Origin of the sequence: Campylobacter sp. BCW_4332 (assembly GCF_001763175.1) — a bacterium.
Classification (GTDB): domain Bacteria; phylum Campylobacterota; class Campylobacteria; order Campylobacterales; family Campylobacteraceae; genus Campylobacter_D; species Campylobacter_D jejuni.
Genome location: NZ_MJYF01000050.1, coordinates 1 through 20,192 on the forward strand (window position 1 = coordinate 1; position 20,192 = coordinate 20,192).

Annotated in this window: 10 protein-coding genes and 1 pseudogene; 8 read left to right on the forward strand and 3 right to left on the reverse strand. The window is 31.5% G+C overall.

What is annotated here, in order from left to right; all coding sequences use genetic code 11:
* Positions 1–417: 417 nt before the first annotated feature.
* From AJN64_RS05295 to ccsA, 4 genes are read left to right on the forward strand one after another with little or no spacing between them, the layout of a single operon-like run.
* Positions 418–2,388 (forward strand): cytochrome c3 family protein, encoded by a 1,971-nt coding sequence (locus AJN64_RS05295; protein ID WP_002922821.1) that lies wholly within the window; start codon positions 418–420, stop codon positions 2,386–2,388.
* A 40-nt stretch (positions 2,389–2,428) separates the two neighbouring features.
* A complete protein-coding gene (locus tag AJN64_RS05300) occupies positions 2,429–4,498 on the forward strand; it encodes a rhodanese-like domain-containing protein (protein ID WP_083271921.1) in 2,070 nt (689 codons plus the stop codon).
* A 43-nt stretch (positions 4,499–4,541) separates the two neighbouring features.
* The gene (locus tag AJN64_RS05305) at positions 4,542–5,126 is read left to right on the forward strand and encodes a SoxW family protein (RefSeq protein WP_002922818.1); all 585 of its coding nucleotides are present in this window, start codon (positions 4,542–4,544) and stop codon (positions 5,124–5,126) included.
* On the forward strand, positions 5,119–7,824 hold the full coding sequence (gene ccsA / locus AJN64_RS05310; protein WP_070292775.1) for a cytochrome c biogenesis protein CcsA: 2,706 nt from the start codon (positions 5,119–5,121) through the stop codon (positions 7,822–7,824). Before AJN64_RS05305 ends, ccsA begins: the two co-directional genes overlap by 8 nt.
* 34 nt (positions 7,825–7,858) lie before the next feature.
* Here ccsA and ggt read toward each other — a convergent pair whose 3' ends face one another.
* On the reverse strand, positions 7,859–9,529 hold the full coding sequence (gene ggt / locus AJN64_RS05315) for a gamma-glutamyltransferase (protein ID WP_002922352.1): 1,671 nt from the start codon (positions 9,527–9,529) through the stop codon (positions 7,859–7,861).
* Positions 9,530–9,758: 229 nt separating this feature from the next.
* On the opposite strand from ggt, the pseudogene AJN64_RS05320 reads away from it, so the two are divergent.
* From AJN64_RS05320 to AJN64_RS05330, 3 genes and pseudogenes are all read left to right on the forward strand, one after another.
* Positions 9,759–13,494, forward strand: a pseudogene (locus AJN64_RS05320) (class I SAM-dependent DNA methyltransferase).
* A 54-nt stretch (positions 13,495–13,548) separates the two neighbouring features.
* Positions 13,549–14,793: an SIR2 family protein gene (locus AJN64_RS05325; protein ID WP_083271924.1), complete on the forward strand. Its 1,245-nt coding sequence runs from the start codon at positions 13,549–13,551 to the stop codon at positions 14,791–14,793.
* The gene (locus tag AJN64_RS05330) at positions 14,780–16,711 is read left to right on the forward strand and encodes an ATP-binding protein (protein WP_070292776.1); all 1,932 of its coding nucleotides are present in this window, start codon (positions 14,780–14,782) and stop codon (positions 16,709–16,711) included. The genes AJN64_RS05325 and AJN64_RS05330 overlap by 14 nt, the downstream gene beginning before the upstream one ends.
* A gap of 107 nt (positions 16,712–16,818) precedes the next feature.
* Here AJN64_RS05330 and AJN64_RS05335 read toward each other — a convergent pair whose 3' ends face one another.
* Complete coding sequence (locus AJN64_RS05335) at positions 16,819–17,520, reverse strand: SIMPL domain-containing protein (protein WP_070292777.1); 702 nt, start codon at positions 17,518–17,520, stop codon at positions 16,819–16,821.
* Entirely contained in the window at positions 17,507–18,718 is a 1,212-nt protein-coding gene (locus AJN64_RS05340; protein WP_070282824.1) for a multidrug effflux MFS transporter, read from the reverse strand. Before AJN64_RS05340 ends, AJN64_RS05335 begins: the two co-directional genes overlap by 14 nt.
* 104 nt (positions 18,719–18,822) lie before the next feature.
* On the opposite strand from AJN64_RS05340, the gene AJN64_RS05345 reads away from it, so the two are divergent.
* Positions 18,823–20,172, forward strand: a complete 1,350-nt coding sequence (locus tag AJN64_RS05345) for a DUF2130 domain-containing protein (protein WP_057096259.1) — start codon at positions 18,823–18,825, stop codon at positions 20,170–20,172.
* Positions 20,173–20,192: the final 20 nt, after the last annotated feature.

Sequence of the window (20,192 nt, forward strand, 5' to 3'; positions counted from 1 at the left end):
AATATCTTCATTACTTACTTTATATATAAATCCTATGTTTATTTTTATTGTTGTTTTAGATGATGCTTAGAATTGTGTTTAAAAAAGAGTTTGTTGCTGGTTAGGGTTTTTAGAGAGAATAGGGTGTTTTTAGGGGTTTGGAAGGTTTAATATATTTGTATGGATTGTATAAATTTAGTTCTTTTAAAAAAGTTGTTTGCGTGATCGGCTACTTGGTTTATTGATAGAATTTTAAATAAAAAATAGAAATTAATATATAAATTCACGATGAAATTGTTAATTTTATTAATTATTAAGTTTAATTAACATAAACTTTATATATAAAAGTTAATATAATTTAAATAATATAATTTATATCTTAAACTATTTATTTCATAATTATATTATCTTAAAAATTTTATTTATAAGGTGTATCTTATGAAAAAGCTTATTTCTAAGGGAAAGGTTTTAACCCTATTGCTTGGGGTGGGATTTGCTTTAAATGTGAGTAGTGCAGAAAATTCAAATGTTCTTATTCAAGGAGAAGCTGCACAAGATGGCGATACTAAACCAAGAACACTTGAGGGTTATGTGCACCAAGAAGATGCGTTTTTTAAATATCTTAAAGAACATCATCCTATGTTTAAATATGAAAAAGAAGGTTGTATAGTAGGTAAATATGCTATTAGTGATAGGGAAGAAGAATATGTAGAATTTTCTAATGGTCCTACTTTTGCACAGCAAAACAATCTAGCTCATACTTCAGTGACTTATCGTTTAGGAATGGAATCTTTTTTAGATTTTCCAAATAAATTTGTAGGTCCAAAAAAATGTGGTGAATGTCATCCTGCTCAATATAAAGCTTGGGAAAGATCACGTCATGCAAAAACCGTTCGTTTTCCTGATGAGTTTGAAGAAGTAGGAAATGATTTAAAAAAACCTATGTATAACTCACAATCTACTATTTTACCAGATGGAATTTATCCTGATGATGTCTATGCTGTAATTGGAACACCTAGAACAAAATATGGTTTTATTGATAGATGGTTGGTTCGTGGAACTTATCATGTTGAAGATGGAAATCTTAGTAATATGACAGGAAAAATTGTAGCTGGCGGCAATCAATTCTCAAGGCTTTGGAGTGAGTTTTTAACACCTGAAATGACCAAAAAAATAGCAGAATTTTCTCCAGGTTTCCCTACTACTATGGAACAATTTGGAGGTAATGGCTCTCAAGTTTGGGGAACAAATTCTTATGCAGCACAATATCGTAAAAATATGCTTTTTCAGCCTGCAAGTTCTTATTGCGAAACCTGTCATAGTTTTAAATTTGATTTTAAAAGCAAAGAAGAATTTTATAAAGCTTTAGGAAATACTCAAGAGCTTAGAAAACATACAATTTCAAAAGGTATTTCTTGTGAAGAATGTCATGGTGCAGGCGCTCATCTTTATGGTGCTAGAGGTGCAGGTATGCCATCAAACTGCGAAAGATGTCATCAAAGATTTTCTTATAATGAAGAAGATGCTAAGAAAAATCCTAGAAAACCATTTAATGCCTTCTTCAAATCTAGCTGTCCAGCTTGTGGAACTGAAGGTGCGCAAATGTATAGTTCAGCTCACTATGATAAGGGTATGAGATGTTCTACTTGCCACGATCCTCATGAGGTTACTTTCAATGATTGGAAAGATGGATATACTAAAGTAGGGCTTAAAAAAACTTGTACAGATTGTCATGACACACAAGCTAGCTTCTTTAAACAAGGAGGAATTCATTCAAAAGATAATTGTACAGCTTGTCACATGCCAAATATGATGAGTTGTGAAAACTTTGGAGCAGTTCAAAATCCCGATAAAGGTGGATTTGATAATGTTAGAGCTTCTCACATTTGGAAAATAAAAGTTGATAAAACTGCTAAAACTCTTAATCCGCCAGAAGGTAAAGAAAGATCTCCAAAAACTCCAGGATGGACCATCGCTAGAGATGATGATGGAAGATTTTTCCTTGATTTAATGTGGGCTTGTGGACGTACAAGTTTTAGTGATCCAAATTTAATGGGGCCAGGTGCAAGTGGATGTCACAGTGCGGTTCAATCAAATTTACCTAAAAAACTTCATTTTACAGATCAAGAGACTATCTACGACATTGTTGTAGGTTGGCAAAAACCTGTAAAAGATGGATATGAAAATATTCTTAAAGGCGTGAAAGAAATTGATAAAGCTATGGCTGAAAATCCTAAACTTTCTGTAGAGAAAAAATCTCGTGTTATTACTTTGGCAAATCAAGCAAGGGCTATTGCAGAAAAATTGCAAAAAGATGGTTCTTGGGGTGTGCATGGTCCTGTTTACTCCAAAAAAATAGTAGATGAGGCTTTGGTTTATATACAAGAAGCTAAAAATATTTTAAAATAAAATTTTCGCCCATTTTTTGGGCGAGTTTAAGGAGTAAATTTTGAAACAAAGTTTAATAAAATTTATATTGCTTGCTGTTTTTTGTTTTTCAACCCCTTTTTTACTTGCCGACGGAAAAATTCAAATAGGTATAGTTGAAGGTGTAACTCCTATCAGCATGAAAGATGCTGAAAAACTTTTAGGGCAAAAAAATGTATATTTTGTGGATGTTAATTCCAAGGAAGAAAGAGAAGTTGCAGGTAATATACCTAATGCTGTTTTAGTTGATGCGCAAAATTGGCAAAATTTATTACCTGATGATTTTAATGCAACTTTAATTTTTTATGGGTCGAATCGTTTTACTTTTGATGCTTCTAATATTGCAAATTTAAGCCAAAAATTAGGCTATACCCATGTTTATGTTATGTTAGATGGTATAGAATCTTGGGTGCTTTCTGGAAGAAAAGTTCAAAAAGAACAAATAGAAAAATGGCAAAACGCTAAAAATTTAGATGATTTTAAAGATAGCATTCATTCAAGAATGTATTTTGGAGATGTTCCAAGTTGTAGGGATTGCCACGGAAAAGGCGAAGATAAAAAATCTATTCGCTACAATAATGCTGCAAATTTAGATCTTATCAATAAAAACTGCGCAAGTTGTCATAAAGATATAGATAAAGAATTTAAACACAGTATTCATCAAAATATCAGCCAAATACAACTTGATAAAGATGGAAAAAAGAAAAAAATTCCAACTTGTACTACTTGTCATGATATCCACAACAACGATCCGTTAATGAATACAATGACCTTAAAACAAAGAAGTGATTTTAAATGCGGTGAATGTCATCAAGATAAACAAGATCGCTATCATGATACTTTTCATGGTAAGGCTATGGTATTAAATAGTCCTGGTAGTGCTCCAAAAATCGCAGCCTGTTATGATTGTCACGGCAAACACAATATTTTAAAAGTTGAAGATTTAAACTCAACCCTATCGTCTTTAAATCGTGTTCAAACTTGTGCACAGTGTCATCCAAATTCTAATGAAAATTTTGCCAATTTTATTGCACATGCTGATCATAGTGATGGAGAAAACTATCCTTTACTTCACGGTGCTTATATTTTTATGACCGCTTTAGTGATAGGAGTTTTTGTGTTCTTTGGTTTGCATACTTTACTTTGGAGTATAAGACTGATTTTAGCAAGATTTTCACATCCTGCAGAATGGAAAAAAGCAAAAGAAAATGCACACAATGACAAGGTTTTAATCAAACGTTTTTCAACCTTCCATAAAATTCAGCATTTCTTTATGGCGGCAAGTTTCTTAGGACTTGCTTTCTCAGGTTTGCCGCAAAAATTTTATACCGCTCCTTGGGCAAAAACCATGATAGATCTTATGGGTGGACCAATCGGTGCAACCATAGTGCATCATATTAGTGCTATTGTTATGTTTATAGTCTTTTTCTCTCATATTGGAGAAATCATACTTGTAAACTGGAAAAGAAGAGATTTAGTGCGTGATCCACAAACAGGAAAACTTGATAAAATGAAAATTTTAAAAGCCCTTTTTGGACCTGATTCTTTAATGCCAAATTGGCAAGACTTTAAAGATATGAAAGCACATTTTAAATGGTTCTTTGGCATGGGTGAAAGACCACAATTTGACCGCTGGACTTATTGGGAAAAATTTGACTATCTAGCAGTATTTTGGGGTATGTTTGTTATAGGACTTTCAGGATTGGTTTTATGGTTCCCTACTTTCTTTAGTACCTTTTTACCAGGTTGGATGATCAATCTTTGTTCTTTAGTGCATTCTGATGAAGCTTTACTTGCAACAGGATTTATCTTTGCAATCCACTTCTTCAATACTCATTTTAGAGCAGATCGCTTCCCTATGGATATGGTAATTTTCTCAGGAACCCAAAGTGAAGCCGAGATTAAACAAGAAAGAAATGCGTATTATCAACGCCTAAAAGAAAGCGGAAGGCTTGAAAGTTTATATGAGAAAAACTCTAAATTTAATTCTTATAAAAGCATTGCTAAATTAGCAGGTTATTTGATGCTGATTACGGGAATGATCTTTTTATTCTTGATGATTTATGCTTTTATAGTGGATTTGTTAAAATAATAATTGCCTAGATTTTCTAGGCAATTTTAAATGAAAGGATTTGATGTTAAAAAAACTGATTTTAGGATTTATAATATTATTATTTTGTGCTTGTAATGATGAAAAAATAGATGAAAATATTCTTTCCAAAGGAACAAAAACTACAGAACAATACAAACAAGATACAAACAATCTTGATCTCAACTCTTACAAAGAAATCGCAGAATTTTTTAAAGACAATCAAAATATTGTTTTTTCTGACAAACCTGTGCTAATTATTTTTAGTGCAAATAATTGTGTTTATTGCGATAAATTAAAACACGAAATTCAAAACAACAAAGAAGTTCAAAATATCTTAAAAAACACATATAATTCTTATTATATCAATACAAGTTATCATAAAATTCATAATTACGACAATAAAAAAACAAGCACAGAAGAACTTTCAAGAGAATTCAATATAGACGCTACGCCTACTTTGATATTTTTTACTCCTAAACATAAAACTTTACTGATTTATCCTGGTTTTATGAGTGCTAAACGCCTTGCTTTGACTATGGAAATTTTAAAAGATGAAAAAAATCAAAAGCTTAATGAAGATGAGCTTTTTAAAACACTTTTTCTAGCATACAAGGAGAAAAATGTTTAAGAAAATCTTTTTTTCCTTTTGGATGAGTCTTATTTTACTTTTTATCTATGCTCTTTCTTGTGCAGTAGCGACTTTTGTCGAAAATGATTTTGGCACAAATGCTGCTAAAGCCTTAGTTTATAATGCTTTATGGTTTGATATCTTACACCTTTTGCTTTTAATCAATCTTATAGGTATTATTTTTATACACAAACTTTTACAAAGAAAAAAATATGCTTCCTTGCTCTTGCATAGTGCTTTTATAGTAATTTTACTTGGCGCTGCAATCACGCGTTATTTTGGCATAGAAGGAGGTATGCACATTAGAGAAGGACAAAGTTCTGATATCATTGTGACAAGAGATGAATTTATAGCCTTAATGCTTTATAATGATGAAGGTAAGGTTGTAGAATATCAATCCTTTGGAGTAGCTTTTAATCCTTTACTCCATAATAGTTTTGAAAAAAAAGTTTCCATGCAGCAAAATAAAACTATAAATTTAAAACTACTTGATTATGAAAAAGCTCCTAATGCAATGAGCAATCCTATCATCAAAATGCAAATTTCTTTTAATAATGAAAGCAAAGAAATTTTACTCACTCCAAATTACAACAATGAAAATGTTTTACCTTTTAGACTAGGAGGTGAAATTTTTGCACTCAACTGGGGTCCTGAAGAGATCAAACTGCCTTTTTCTTTGGCTTTAAAAGATTTTATCCTAGATCGCTACGCAGGTTCTATGAGTCCTTCTTCTTATGCTTCAGATATAGAAGTGATCGATCAAGATAAAAGTTTTGAGTATAAAATTGTTATGAATAATGTTTTAGATTATGGCGGATATAGATTTTTTCAAAGTTCTTATGATCAAGACGAACAAGGCACCATACTTTCAGTCAATAAAGATCCTGGAAAAATTCCAACCTATATAGGCTATACTTTGCTGACTTTAGGTTTTTTATGGATTTTATTTGCTAAAAACTCAAGATTTCAAAAATTATCAAACTATCTTAAAAATCAAAAAAATCTTTTATTAATTCTTTTTTGTCTTTTTGCTTTTAACATAAAAAGTTTTGCCGATGAAAACACCTTAAAGCTTATACAAAATATCAAAGAAAATTCTGCAAAACATTTTATGCTTTTTGGAAGCTTACTTGTGCAAGACTTTGATGGCAGGATAAAACCTATCGATACTTTAGCGATGAATTACATCCATAAGATTACCAAAAAAAATGATTTTTTAGGTTTAAACTATAATCAAATTTTTCTTGGTATGATGATGTATCCACAACATTTTAGACAAATAAAAATGATTAGCGTAAAAACTGCAAAGCTAAAAGAAATTTTAGGCGTGGATAAAAATGAAAAATATCTTGCTTATGATGATGTTTTTGATGGAGATTTTTACAAACTTTCAAACTATATAGAAGAAGCAAACCGTAAAAAACCTACTTTAAGAGATCAGTTTGATAAAGATATTTTAGCTCTTGATGAAAAAATCAACACCGCTTTTTATATCTATAGCGGAGAAATTTTTAGAATATTTCCTGATCCAAGCCAAAAAACCTATACTTGGTATTCTCCTGCTACACCTATGCCTTTTGATTTAAAGGATATAGAAAATATACAAAGCTTATTGGCAAAATATTTTTTTGATTTTGAACAAGCTCTTAGTACCAAAGATTTTTCTAAAGCCGATGAAAGTTTAGAAAGACTTAAAAATTTCCAAAATTTTTATGGATCAAATCTTATCCCTACACCTACTCAAATTTCTTTAGAGCTTTTTTTAAATCATTATAATATTTTTGACAATCTCACCCCTATTTATCTTTTACTAGGTAGTATGCTTTTTATCTTATTAGTCTATGAAATTTTAAGCCTTAAAAAAGCTCCAAAAATGCTTAAAAATGCCATTTTTATTCTCATTGCTTTAAGTGTTTTGGCTCATGCTTTAGCTTTAATCTTTCGTTGGTATGTAGGAGATCACGCTCCTTGGAGTAATGCTTATGAAAGTATGGTTTATATAGCTTTTGCTTGTGCTTTTGCGGGACTTGTTTTTTATAAAAAATCTTCTTTAGCACTTTGTACTGCAAGTATTATGGCTGGAATTTCTCTTTTTGTAGCACATCTTGGTTTTATGGATCCACAAATTACAAATCTTGTGCCCGTTTTAAAATCCTATTGGCTTAATATCCATGTTTCTATCATCACTGCAAGCTATGGATTTTTAGGACTTTGCTTTTTGCTTGGAGTATTTAGCTTGATTTTATTTATGTTAAGAAATCCAAAAAAAGCTCAAATAGATCAAAGTATTTTAAACTTACATTGTATCAACGAAATGGCGATGATAATAGGACTTGCTTTACTCACTATAGGAAATTTCTTAGGTGGAGTTTGGGCAAACGAAAGCTGGGGAAGATACTGGGGTTGGGATTCTAAAGAAACTTGGGCTTTAATTTCTATTATTGTTTATACTATGATTTTACATCTTAGATTTATCTCAAAATTTAACAATCCTTACGCCTTTGCAAGTGCGAGTGTTATAGGATTTTATTCTATTTTGATGACTTATTTTGGGGTAAATTTCTATCTTTCAGGATTGCATTCTTATGCAGCAGGAGATCCTGTGCCTGTGCCTAAATTTTTATATTTTTTCATTGCTTTTACAGTGATTTTAATTTTAGGAGCATTTTTTAAAAGAAGACTTAAAAATCCTGTATAAATTTACCCTTGAAATTTCAAGGGTAAATAAGAAGTTAGAATTCTTTTCTTGTATCCATAGAGCCTACGATTTTTCCAGTTTTTGGATCGACCATGATAGCATTTACATCACCCATATAAGGTTCTTTGGTGATTTTATAGCCCATTTTTTCAAGATTGTTTTGCGCATCTTTGATGATTCCAAAAGGCTCTGTTCTGATTTCATCAGGTAGCCACTGCATGTGAAATCTTGGAGATTCTACCGCTGTTGATATATCCATTTTATGATCGATCACATTTGAAATCACTTGTAAAACTGTCGTGATGATCCTAGAACCACCTGGACTACCTACTACCATAAATACTTTTCCATCTTTTAGTATGATAGTTGGACTCATAGAGCTTAAAGGTCTTTTTTTAGGTTCTATAGCATTAGCTTCTCCGCCTACAAGTCCGTATAAATTTGGCACGCCTGGTTTGATTGAAAAATCATCCATTTCATCATTGAGTAAAAACCCTGCCCCTTCAACCGCAGCGCCTGAACCATAACTCGCATTGATCGTATAGGTAATGCTTACAGCATTGCCTTTGCTATCTAGTACAGAATAATGAGTGGTATTATGTCCTTCGTGAATTTGTCCTAAACCAGGTTTTACTTTTGAGCTTGGTAAAGCCTTATCTTTTGGAATTTTTGCATAAATTTCTTTAGCGTATTCTTTGCTTGTAAGTTTATCAAGTGGGATTTTTACAAAATCAGGATCGCCCATGTATTCTGATCTATCCGCATAAGCTTGACGCATAGCTTCAGCCATTATGTGTAAAGTTTTAGAGCTTGCAAAGCCTAAATTTTCTATATTGGCATTTTCCATGATATTTAAAATTTCGATGATATGAGCACCCCCACTGCTAGGTGGCGACATGGAAATGATATCATAACCCCTATAAGTGCCTTCTACAGGTTTTCTCCAAATAGCTTGGTATTGTGCTAGATCTTCTTTAGTGATAATGCCTTTGTTTTTAGCCATATCCGCTGCTATTAAATCAGCGATTTTTCCCTTATAAAAAGCATCAGGACCTTCCTTTGCGATAAGTTTTAAAGTTTTTGCTAGATCTTTTTGGACAAACAAATCCCCACTTTTATAAGTGCTGCCATCTTTTTTAAGGAAATATTTGCTTGAACTAGGAAATTCTTTAAACATATCTTTAGCTTCTAGCATGGTTTGTTCTTGTCTATCGTTGATGAGATAACCTTTTTCAGCTAGTTTTATAGCAGGAGCCATCAAGTCTTTTAGTTTCATAGTGCCGTAGCGATCAAGCATAGCACTCATACCTTTAACCGTTCCTGGTACTCCAGCAGCTAGATAACCTATAGTTGAAGCATCTTTTATAACTTCTCCTTTGCTATCAAGATACATATCTCTGCTTGCTTTTAAAGGTGCCATTTCTCTAAAATCAAGCGTGGTATTTTCTCCATTGGCTAGATGAATGACTGCAAAGCCACCACCACCTATGTTTCCTGCTGCAGGATGCACTACAGCCAAAGCATAACCTACTGCTACAGCTGCATCTATGGCATTTCCGCCTTTGTCAAGAACTTCTTTGCCTATTTTATTGGCTAGTTCATGACTTGATAAAACAAGTCCTGTGCCCGTTCTATCTTGTATAGGCGGATTAGCTGCACCAAAACTTAGCGTGATTGAAATCGCAAATATAGCTAAATAACGCATTTTACTCCTTTTTAATGATATATAGAATTATTGTAACAAAACTAGGGGTATTGATAAATTTAAAAAATGATATATTTTTACAAAAATATTTAAAATTTTAAAATTTTGTATCAAATATTCTCATTTTATATAATTATTTTTTTATAAAATTACAAAAAGTAACTTTTAAATTTTATACCAAACTTGAGATTTTTTTGCTAAAATATTTAAAATTTATTGAAAGTGCAATATGAAATTTGAAGCTATAAATGAAAAAGAATTTTTAAATCCCTACCACCGCAAAAAGCCTATCTTAGAAACAGAACTAAACGAATTTATCAAAACTATAAAAGACTACAAAATAAATTTAGAAAACAATCTCAAAAACAACGAAGATTCCCTTGTGGCAAACGCTCTTAGCAAATTTTTTGAAAATTTATCTTTTCAATGCGAAGTCAAAAGCATACACAAAGGCAACAGCGGTATAGACTTAGCCTTAAAAAAAGATGGTCTTGCTCAAGTCATCATTGAAGCAAAACTACCTCATTCTAGAGAATTTTTTAGCCCAAGCAAACCCAACTGCAAGGCTTTGTATGAGTGCATTTTATACTATCTTCGCGAAAGAAAAGCGTTAAATTCATCGCTTAAGCACATCATCATCACGGATTTTTATAGCTTTTTTATCTTTAAGGCGGATTTGTTTGAAGAGCTTTTTAACAAAAGCAAGTATTTTAAAGAAGCTTTTGAAAATTTTGAAAGCAAAAACTCGCTTTTTAAAGGCAATACCGACGAAATTTATAAAGAATTTGAAAAGATTTTAAATGGCGATAGCACTTTAAAAGGGCTTTTTGTGGATTTAAAACCTATCTTAGAGCAAGATAAATTAAGCTTTGGTAAGCTTAAGCCTTTGTTTAAAATTTTTAGCAAAGATTGTTTGCTAAGTGAGTTTAACCCCAACGATGCAAATTCACTCAACAACGCTTTTTACAAAGAGCTTTTATATATCTTAGGGCTTTGTGAGAGCAAACAAAATTCAAAACTCATCATCGCAAAAAGTGAAGAAAGTAAAGAAGAGCAAGGCACTTTCTACACCGCTATAAATTCTAAGCTTGAAAAAGAAAATTTTGAAACCATCTTAAAACTTTTGATCTTATGGCTTAATCGCATTTTATTTTTAAAGCTTATAGAGTCAAATTTGGTGCGTTTTAATGATGATAAAAATTTGAAATTTTTAAATTTCAAAAAAATCCCTGATTTTGACAAGCTTAGCGAACTTTTCTTTGAAGTCTTAGCCAAAGAAAAAAGCACGCGAAAGAAAAGCGAATTTGCTTATCTGCCTTATCTAAATTCTTCTTTGTTTGAAAAACAAAGCATAGAAAACACACTTGAAATTTCAAGCTTAAGCAATGACTTAAAGCTTTTTTACTATAAAAACACCGTGCTAAAAGATGATAAATGCAAGGCTAAAAAAGGACAAGTGGGGCTTTTAGAATACTTGTTTGAATTTTTGGATAGTTTTGATTTTGGTAGCGATGATGAGCAAAGCGAAATTTTAAGCCAAAAAGAACTCATAAGTTCAAGTGTTTTAGGAAATGTGTTTGAAAAACTCAATGGCTACAAAGAAGGAAGTTTTTACACGCCAAGCTTTATCACTTCTTATATGTGCAAAGAAAGCATTACAAAAGTTGTACTTGATAAATTCAACGCTCAATTTGATCTTGATGCTAAAGATATAAGCGAACTAAGAAAGTCTTTAAGAAAAGAAGACAAAAAAGCACAAAAAGAGCTTTTAAACTCTATAAAAATTTGCGATCCTGCGGTGGGAAGCGGGCATTTTTTGGTTTCTGCTTTAAATGTTATGTTAAGCATTTATGATGAGCTAAATCTTTTTGATGAAGAATTTTATCTAGAAGTGCAAAACGATGAAATTCTCATCACGGGTAGAAAAGGTGAGTTTATAGAGTATAAACGCCCAAAAACACCTAAAGATAAAGCCCATCTTATCCAGCAAGAACTTTTTCATACCAAAAAAGACATCATAGAAAACAACCTTTTTGGAGTCGATATCAACCCTAACTCATGCGAGATCACCAAGCTAAGGCTTTGGATAGAGCTTTTAAAACATAGTTTTTATCAAAGCTTTGATGATGAGAATTATCACGATCTTAAAACCCTGCCAAACATCGATATAAACATAAAATGCGGAAATTCTTTGGTATCTTACTTTGAAACAGGCAAAAGCCTAAACCACTATCCTAACATCAAAGAACGCATTAACAAATACAAACGCATAGTAAAAGACTATAAAGAAGGCTTTTACACAGATAAAAGCCACATCAACCAAGAGATAAAAAATCTCAAAATTTCTTTTAAAAATTTCTGCTTTGCGGATAAATTTAAAAAAGAAATGAAAGGCTTTAACGATAAATGTGAAAAATACTCTAAAAAATACGGAAATTTCTTAGCCGTAGATGATGAAAATTTGAAATTCTTTGTTAGCGCGAATTTGACTCTTTTTGACTTTGATGAAAAAGAAGCCACAAAAGAATTTGCAAATCTTAAAAAAGAATACGACAATATCTTCAACCTAGAAAGCAATCATCCTTTTGAATGGCGTTTTGAATTCCCTGAAATTTTGGACGATGATGGAAATTTCAAAGGCTTTGATCTCATCATCGGCAATCCACCTTATATAAGACAAGAGGAGCTTAAAGAACTCAAGTCCCATTTAGCTAAAAATTATAAGGTTTATAAAGGCACGAGCGATATTTATACTTATTTTTATGAACTAGGATTTAATGTTTTAAAAGATAGGGGGGGTATTGAGCTATATCACTTCTAACAAATACACGCGTGCAGGATATGGGGAAGCTTTGCGTGAATTTTTGCTTAAAAATGTTAAGTTTTTAGAATACACTGATTTAAACGGCATAAAAGTTTTTGATAGTGCTACAGTGGATATTTCCATACTTTGTTTTGAAAAATCAAAAAGCAAAGATAATAAATTCAAATACCTTGCCCTAAGCAATGAAATTTTAAAAACTTGTGCTTATGACATTGGCTTATATAAGGACTTTGCAGAATTTTCGCAAAATTCTTTAAGCAAAGAAAGCTTCACTTTTAGCGATGAGAATACTAGTGCCTTAAAGGCTAAGATAGAACGCATAGGAACTCCGCTTAAAGAATGGTATGGGCTTAATATCAACTATGGGATAAAAACAGGCTATAATGAAGCCTTTATCATCACTACTGAAAAAAGAAATGAAATTTTAGCAAATTGCAAAGATGAAGCCGAAAAAGAACGCACCGCCAAACTCATACGCAAAATGCTACGCGGTAGAGATATAAAAAGATATAGTTACGAGTGGGCGGGACTTTGGGTGATAAATACTCACAATGGTTACAAAAATCAAAATGGAGAAAAAGTAGAAGCGATAAATATAAAGCATTATCCTAGTTTAAAAAAGCATTTTGATGAATTTTATCCACAACTAGAAAAAAGAGCTGATAAAGGCTTGACTCCTTATAATCTTAGAAATTGTGCGTATATCGAAGAATTTGAAAAAGAAAAGATAGTGTATCCGTGTATAATGGCAAAAGAACCTTGTTTTTCTTATGAAACAAGTTTCGCATTTGCAATGGCACCTGCTAATATAATAACTTCAAATTCAGATATTTTAAAATACATACTTGCATTTTTAAATTCTGATTTTATATATTTAATGTTAAGAAAATTCTATATGGGTGGTGGAATAGAAGGAGAGTTAAAAACAAATAATCTAGAAAAACTTCCTATACCAAAAATAAATTCCAAAAATGAAAAATTAGCCGATGAACTTATAAATTTAGTCGATGAAATTTTAAAAGCCAAAGAACAAGACAAAAACACAAACACCCAAGAACTAGAAAATAAAATCAATTCTTTGACTTATAAACTTTACAATCTCACCGAAGAAGAAATAAAAATCATTAAAAATAAGGAGTAGTTGGCATTATATATAAATGTTTTTTATAAATCTAAAATACAAAATGGAGGAAATATGAATAAGCAAATAGATAACAAAGCACAAGAAAATGAATCCCAAGCTACCACTATTCATTGCTTTCAAGGTGCCGAAGACTTATTAAGTAATAAAGATAATAAAGATAAGATCAAGGCAGTTCTTTTTGATTTATTTAATATCAAAAATGTAAATTTTCTTTTTGGTGCTGGAACAAGCAATGGTGCAATTCCAACTATGAAAGAGTTGCAAAAGTGTGTTGTCGAAAAATTAAACGAAGGTGAAAAAAAGATTTTTGAGAAAATTAAAGAGAGAAACTTAGAAGAAATTTTGGAAATACTCTATTCTGGAAAAACATATCTTAAAAACAATCCACAAGATAAAGATAATAAAGAATTTAACACTTTGAAAAGCTTGATTGAAAAAATTGAAGAAATTATTTTTCAAAAAATTAATATTGAAATTGGCATTAATTGTGGAAGTGATGTTCAAAAAGAAGTTTTTGAAAACTATATGAAATTTTACAAAAAGGTTACTTATCGCAATAAAGATTTAAATAGAGTAAATATTTTTACTACAAATAATGATTTATTTAATGAGTATGTTTTAGATTATCTCAATATTGATTACAACAATGGTTTTGGAGGTGGGCTTAAGCGTAGCTTCAATCCTGCAAGATTTGAATACATTTATGCAAAGAAAATGGATGAAGGGATTGAAAAATATGAGCCTCTTAATCATATGATTTATCTCTATAAATTGCACGGCTCAATAAATTGGGTAGAAACTAAAAACCATAACTCTTTTTTTGATATAGAAGAAATTTATCTTAAATCGGGAGAGCAAGAACTAAAAGAAACTTGTTTGATTTATCCAACCCCACTTAAAGAAGGCAAGAGCCTTACGTCTCCTTATACTGATCTTATCAGAGAATTTCAAAAAAAGCTATCACTTCCAAATAGTGTTCTTTTTATCATCGGATATAGTTTTAGTGATGAGCATATAAATACTATTATCTACAGGGCTCTTGCTTCTAATAACTCTCTCTCTGTGGTTGTATTTGCAGATAAAGACAAACTTGCAAGGAGGATTCCGCTTTTTAGTATCAACGACAAGAGAATTTATGTCATTTATGGAAAAGATGAGGGCAAAACGATACATTATTTTAACTATTTTGTAGATGAACTAATTCCAGAACAAAAACAAAATGAAGGGGATGAAATTTATAAAAAATTTGCAAGCATAGTGAAAAATGTGACAGGAGATAAAAATGATTGTGGGTAAAATAGTTTCTATTCAATTTAATCAATTTAGAGTAAGAATTTTTTCTAATGTTAAGGGCGGTGGGCTTAATATTAAAGGTGAAATATATTACTTTGGAAATATTGGAAGCTATTTAAAAACATCAAATGCATTGGGAGAAGATATAGTTTGTGAAGTTATTGCAATTTTTGATTCCGATAGGCAAGATGATGGACAAGATTTTAACCTTAATAGTAATAGAGAGTTGTTGTTAAAGCCCATAGGCATATACAAAGATGATAATTTTACCCTTGGCATAAGTGTTTATCCTAGTTTGTATAGCGATGTAAGTTTATTAACCAATGAAGATTTAAAAAATATACTTATACCTAAAGAATATAAAACAGAGAATCAAGGGGTTTGTTTAGGAGTTAGCAAAAGCCAAATCAATCACCCTATTTATATCCAAGAAGATAAGTTTTTTGGTATGCATTCTGCTGTATTGGGAAATTCTGGAAGTGGAAAATCCAATACAATCGCTCATCTACTTCAAGAAATTTATAAAAAAGAACACCCTGCTATTGGATCAAAAGTCATTATTTTTGATGTAAATGGAGAATATAGCCAAGCTTTTTCTAAACTCGATCACCCTGATGTAAAAGTAAAGTTATTTAAACCGAATATCAAAGAAAATGAAAATGGCGATGAATCGGATACCAAAGGAGCTAAAAATAATACTAAGCCATTTTATATGCCACATTTTTTGCTTTCTTTGGACGAGTGGTGTGCTTTTTTAATGGCTACAGATGCTACACAAAAGCCATTTTGGGATCAAGTATTGCAAGAGGCTTATAGGTTTTATAAAATACTATCTTTAAATGAAGCAGAGGAACAGAAAAAATTTATTAATTATCTAAGATATAAACTTTATTCATTTGCTAATAATATTTTGGTGCAAACAGAAACTGATACTGCAAAAATAACTACACTTCAATCTGTAATTTCTAAAGTTGGAAAAATTATAATGGATATATTTAAAAACAATAAGGAGGCAGAAAGTTTAATAAAAGATGCAAAGAGTCTTTATCAAAAATGTAGCTTGAACTATGGAGAAAAAAATAAAGAAATATCTACTACTCTTAAAGACATCAAAAAACGAATTAATTTTGATGATGTAAATAAAATATCTGAGTATAAATACAAAGATGGAGAATTTTTTGAACATGAATTTCTTAAAATAGCAGCAGAAATGATTCTTGTGGATGAAGAGACAAGAGGAATAAAAACAACAAGAGGCTATGTAGGAACGATGCTAACCCGACTTGATTATTTTATCAGTAATCCAGAATGCTCATTTATGCGTGAAATAAACCATAAAAACATTAAAGAGGTGAAACAATATCTTGATTACCTATGGGGGAAAACCCAACTGATCATCATTGATGCAAGTGAATTAGGTAAGGACACCCTAGAAACACTAACAAGTGTAATTTCAAGATTAATTTTTGAATATCGTAAAAAACAAAAAGGAGAGAACAGACAAAAAAATCCAGTGCATCTTGTTTTAGATGAAGCTCATAGATATATCAAAAAAGATCAAAAGTATTTATTAAAAGATAATGTATTTGAGCGAATCGCAAGAGAAGGTAGGAAATTTTCTCTTTATTTGTTTATTTCTTCTCAAAGACCTTCGGAACTTTCAGAAACTGTATTATCACAATGTATAAATTTTATTATACATAGAATTCAAAATGAAAATGATATGCGACATATTAACGCAGTTCTTCCATATTTTTCCGAAGATTTTGTAAGTAAAATTAAGCAATCTGTTCCAGGAGAAGCGCTTATATTTGGAGATTTTGTTCCTATGCCAATGCATGTCAAAATTCAAAAAGCTGATCCAGAGCCACATAGTAGCAATTGTAAAATTAGCCAAGAATGGTATTGCAAGTTAAAATAATTAAATGTAATATTATATTTTATATTTACATTGTCTTTCCAAAAAACCGCACGAAAAAATTCCATAGTGCCAAGCTAAGCCTTAAAGCTTAGCTTGAAATTTTATCATCAGTCTTTCAAATAGTATTCTATAGTAGAAACCACTCTTATGGTTTTTATATAAGGGGTGTTTTTATCCCTGTTGCTGATGCTAAATTGCCCTTGAGAAGCCTTTTTTATCTTGCCTAGATGGCTGTTTGAATCTTGTGCGAATTTTATCGCTGCATTTCTAGCATTGAGCGTTGCTTCTTCTATCATTTGAGGTTTTATCTCATTTAGCTTGGTGTAAAGGTATTCTATGTCATAATTATCGATTTTTGTTACTATGCCAAATTTTGCAAGACTTGAAATCTTTTCTAGTATGCTTTTTCCAAGTTTTACGTTTTGCGTATAGATGAGTAAATTCGCAGTGCCTATGTATCGGTATGTAGCTTGAGTGTCGTTGCCATAAGGATCGCTTAAACGATCTATGATGTTTGGCGAGTTGTAGCTGATCTCATCTTCTTTTATACCTTGTTTTTTTAAAAATTTAATGATATTTTCTTTATCTTGTTCTAGTTCTTCGTATAAATTTGTAAGATTGTTATTTGATCTTGTGAATTTTATAGGAAGTATCAAAGTATCTGCTTCGACTTCTTTTTGGCTTAAACCCTTTACACTTACACTTCTTTCAAGTGTTTTAAAATCACTTAAAGCCTTATTAAATCCAAAAGCTAGAATCAAACTTGCCAAAACTATGGCTAAAGCCATAAAGATATTATTTGTTTTCATTTTTTTCCTTTATTTTGATTAGAAAATATATCATATTTGCAACCAATACGCAAGCACACATTACAAAAGCAAGGATTATCGGCGTATTTGCGTTAATAGCCCCAACCACGAAGGAGATAAAACCTGCAAAACCAAATTGCACCGTTCCAAGCACCGCAGAAGCAGTTCCACTATGTTCTTTAAACCTTGCCATGGCTAAAGTCGTGGTATTGGGTGCGATGAAACCAAGCATAGCGATACTTGTAAAAATACTAAGTTCAAAAAGCAAGAAATTTGGATGAAAAAAGGCATTTACAAGTAAAATCACGGTCGATATAAACATTATCATCAAAGCTTTTGCCAAAATTTTTTCGCTTTCGTATTTTAAAACCAATCTCGCATTGATATTTGCACAGATGACAAAACCTAAAGCATTTGCCCCAAAAAGCAAAGCAAATTTTTGCTCACTCAAGCCAAAAAACTGCGTAAAAACAAAGCTTGATCCTGTGATATAAGCAAACATCGCCGCCAAAGCAAAAGAAGCACATAGTATATAAACCAAAAAGCGTTTATCGCTTAAAACAAATTTGTAGCTTTTCATCGCTTCATGATGGGAAAATTTTTTGTTTTTAAGATGAGGTGCGGATTCTTTTAAACCAAAAAGTATCATCAAAAAAAGCAAAATTCCCAAAGCAAACAAAGTCGCAAAAATACTATGCCATGAAAAATACTCTAGCAAAATTCCCCCAAAAGTTGGCGAAAGCATAGGAGCAAGAGAACTAAAAACCATCATCAAAGCAAAAATCCCTGCAGCTTCTTTGATCTCAAACAAGTCATTGACAATAGCCCTTGCGATAACCACACCTGCACAACCCCCAAGTGCTTCAAAAAATCTCAAAGCGATAAAAGCATAAATATCATCAATGATCACACAAAACAAACTAGAAATGATGAAGAAAAATATCCCCACCAAAGCTGGAATTTTACGCCCAAAAATATCACTTAAAGGCCCATATATAAGCTGTCCTAAAGCAAAAGCGATAAAAAAACTTGCAAGGCTAAGTTGGGTTAAAAAAGAGTTGGTTTGAAAACTTTGCTCCACATGAGAAAGTGCAGGCAAATACATATCTGTAGAAAGTGGTGCTATGCTTGACATCAAAGCAAGGATAATGATAAGTTTAAATTTGGCAAAGCCGTGAATTTTGGTGTGTTTTTGCATTTGTAATCCTAATTATTCTAAAAGAATGATTTTAACAAGTCAATCTTAGAATAATCTTTGTTTTTCTATGTTAAATTTAGAGAAAAATTCTAAGGAAATTTTTTATGCAAAATTTAAACCAAAATGAACAAATCAAATGCCCAAGTTGTGGAAGTTTTATCGATATCAGCACTGCTTTATATGCTCAAATTTTAGATAAAGCTAAGCAAGAAATGCTAAAACAAAAAAAAGAATTTGATGATGAGGTAAATGCTAAAAGAGCTGAATACACCAAAGCTTTAAATGATTTAAAAACTCAAAAGATAGAACAAGAAAAACTCATAAGCGAGCAAGTAAGCCAAAAGCTTCTTTTAGAAAAGCAAAAATTTGAACAAGAACTTCTCACACAAAAGCAAAATTTCCAAAAAGAATTCAGCGAGAAATTTAACAAAGAGCATGAAAATGAAATGAAAATCATGCAAGAAGAACTAGAGAAAAAAAGCAAAGAACTTAGCGAGTTTTTAAGCATAAAGGCTGAAAATGAAAGACTAAAAAGAGAGCAAAAAGAAAATGAAGAAAGACTGAAATTTCAAGCCAAAGAAGAGGCCTTTAAAGAATTTAAAGAACAAGAAAGCAAAAATTTGGAATTTGAAAGAGAAAAAATGCGTCTTGAATTTCAAAAAAGCACTCAAGAGCAAGATCTTAAATACAAAGAGCTAGAAACGAATTTTAAAAGCGTAGCCCAAAAGCTAGAAGACGCACAACGCAGGATAGAACAAGGCTCACAGCAACTCCAAGGCGAAGCAGCCGAACTACTCATAGAAGAATACATACAAAGTGAGTATTTAAGCGATGAAGTAAAAGAAGTGCCAAAGGGCGTAAATGGAGCTGATTGTCTGCATATAGTAAAGGATAATTTTGGAAATATTTGTGGAAGTATTTTGTATGAGAGCAAACGCACTAAAGAATTTAATAAAGAATGGCTGGATAAGCTTAAGCTAGACAGTATAGCCGCAAAAAGTGATATAGCGGTTTTGATCACAAAAACTATGCCAAAAGATAAAGAAAAAACGCATTTTAAAGAAGGAATTTTGATCTGTACTTTTAATGAATTTAAAGGTGTTTTAGCAGTGCTTAGAGAAAGCATTATAAATTCTTATAAACTCAAAAATGCCCTGCAAAACAAAGATGAAAAAAATCACATTTTATACGAATACTTAAATTCTAAGGAATTTAACACGCAAATCACTTTTATACTCAAAACTTATCAAAATATGAAAGAAGAGTTAGAAGCTGAAAAAAGGGCTTTGCAAAATATATGGAAAAAAAGAGAAAGAGCTATAGAAAATCTAAGTTTTAATTCCACTGCCATAGTGAGTTCTTTAAACGCGATATTTAGCGACTTACAAGGTGGAAATTTGATAGGTGAAGAAGGGATTAAAAGTCTTGAAAATTTAGCCAAAGATGAGGATTAATTTTGGGCTTAGCCCAAAAT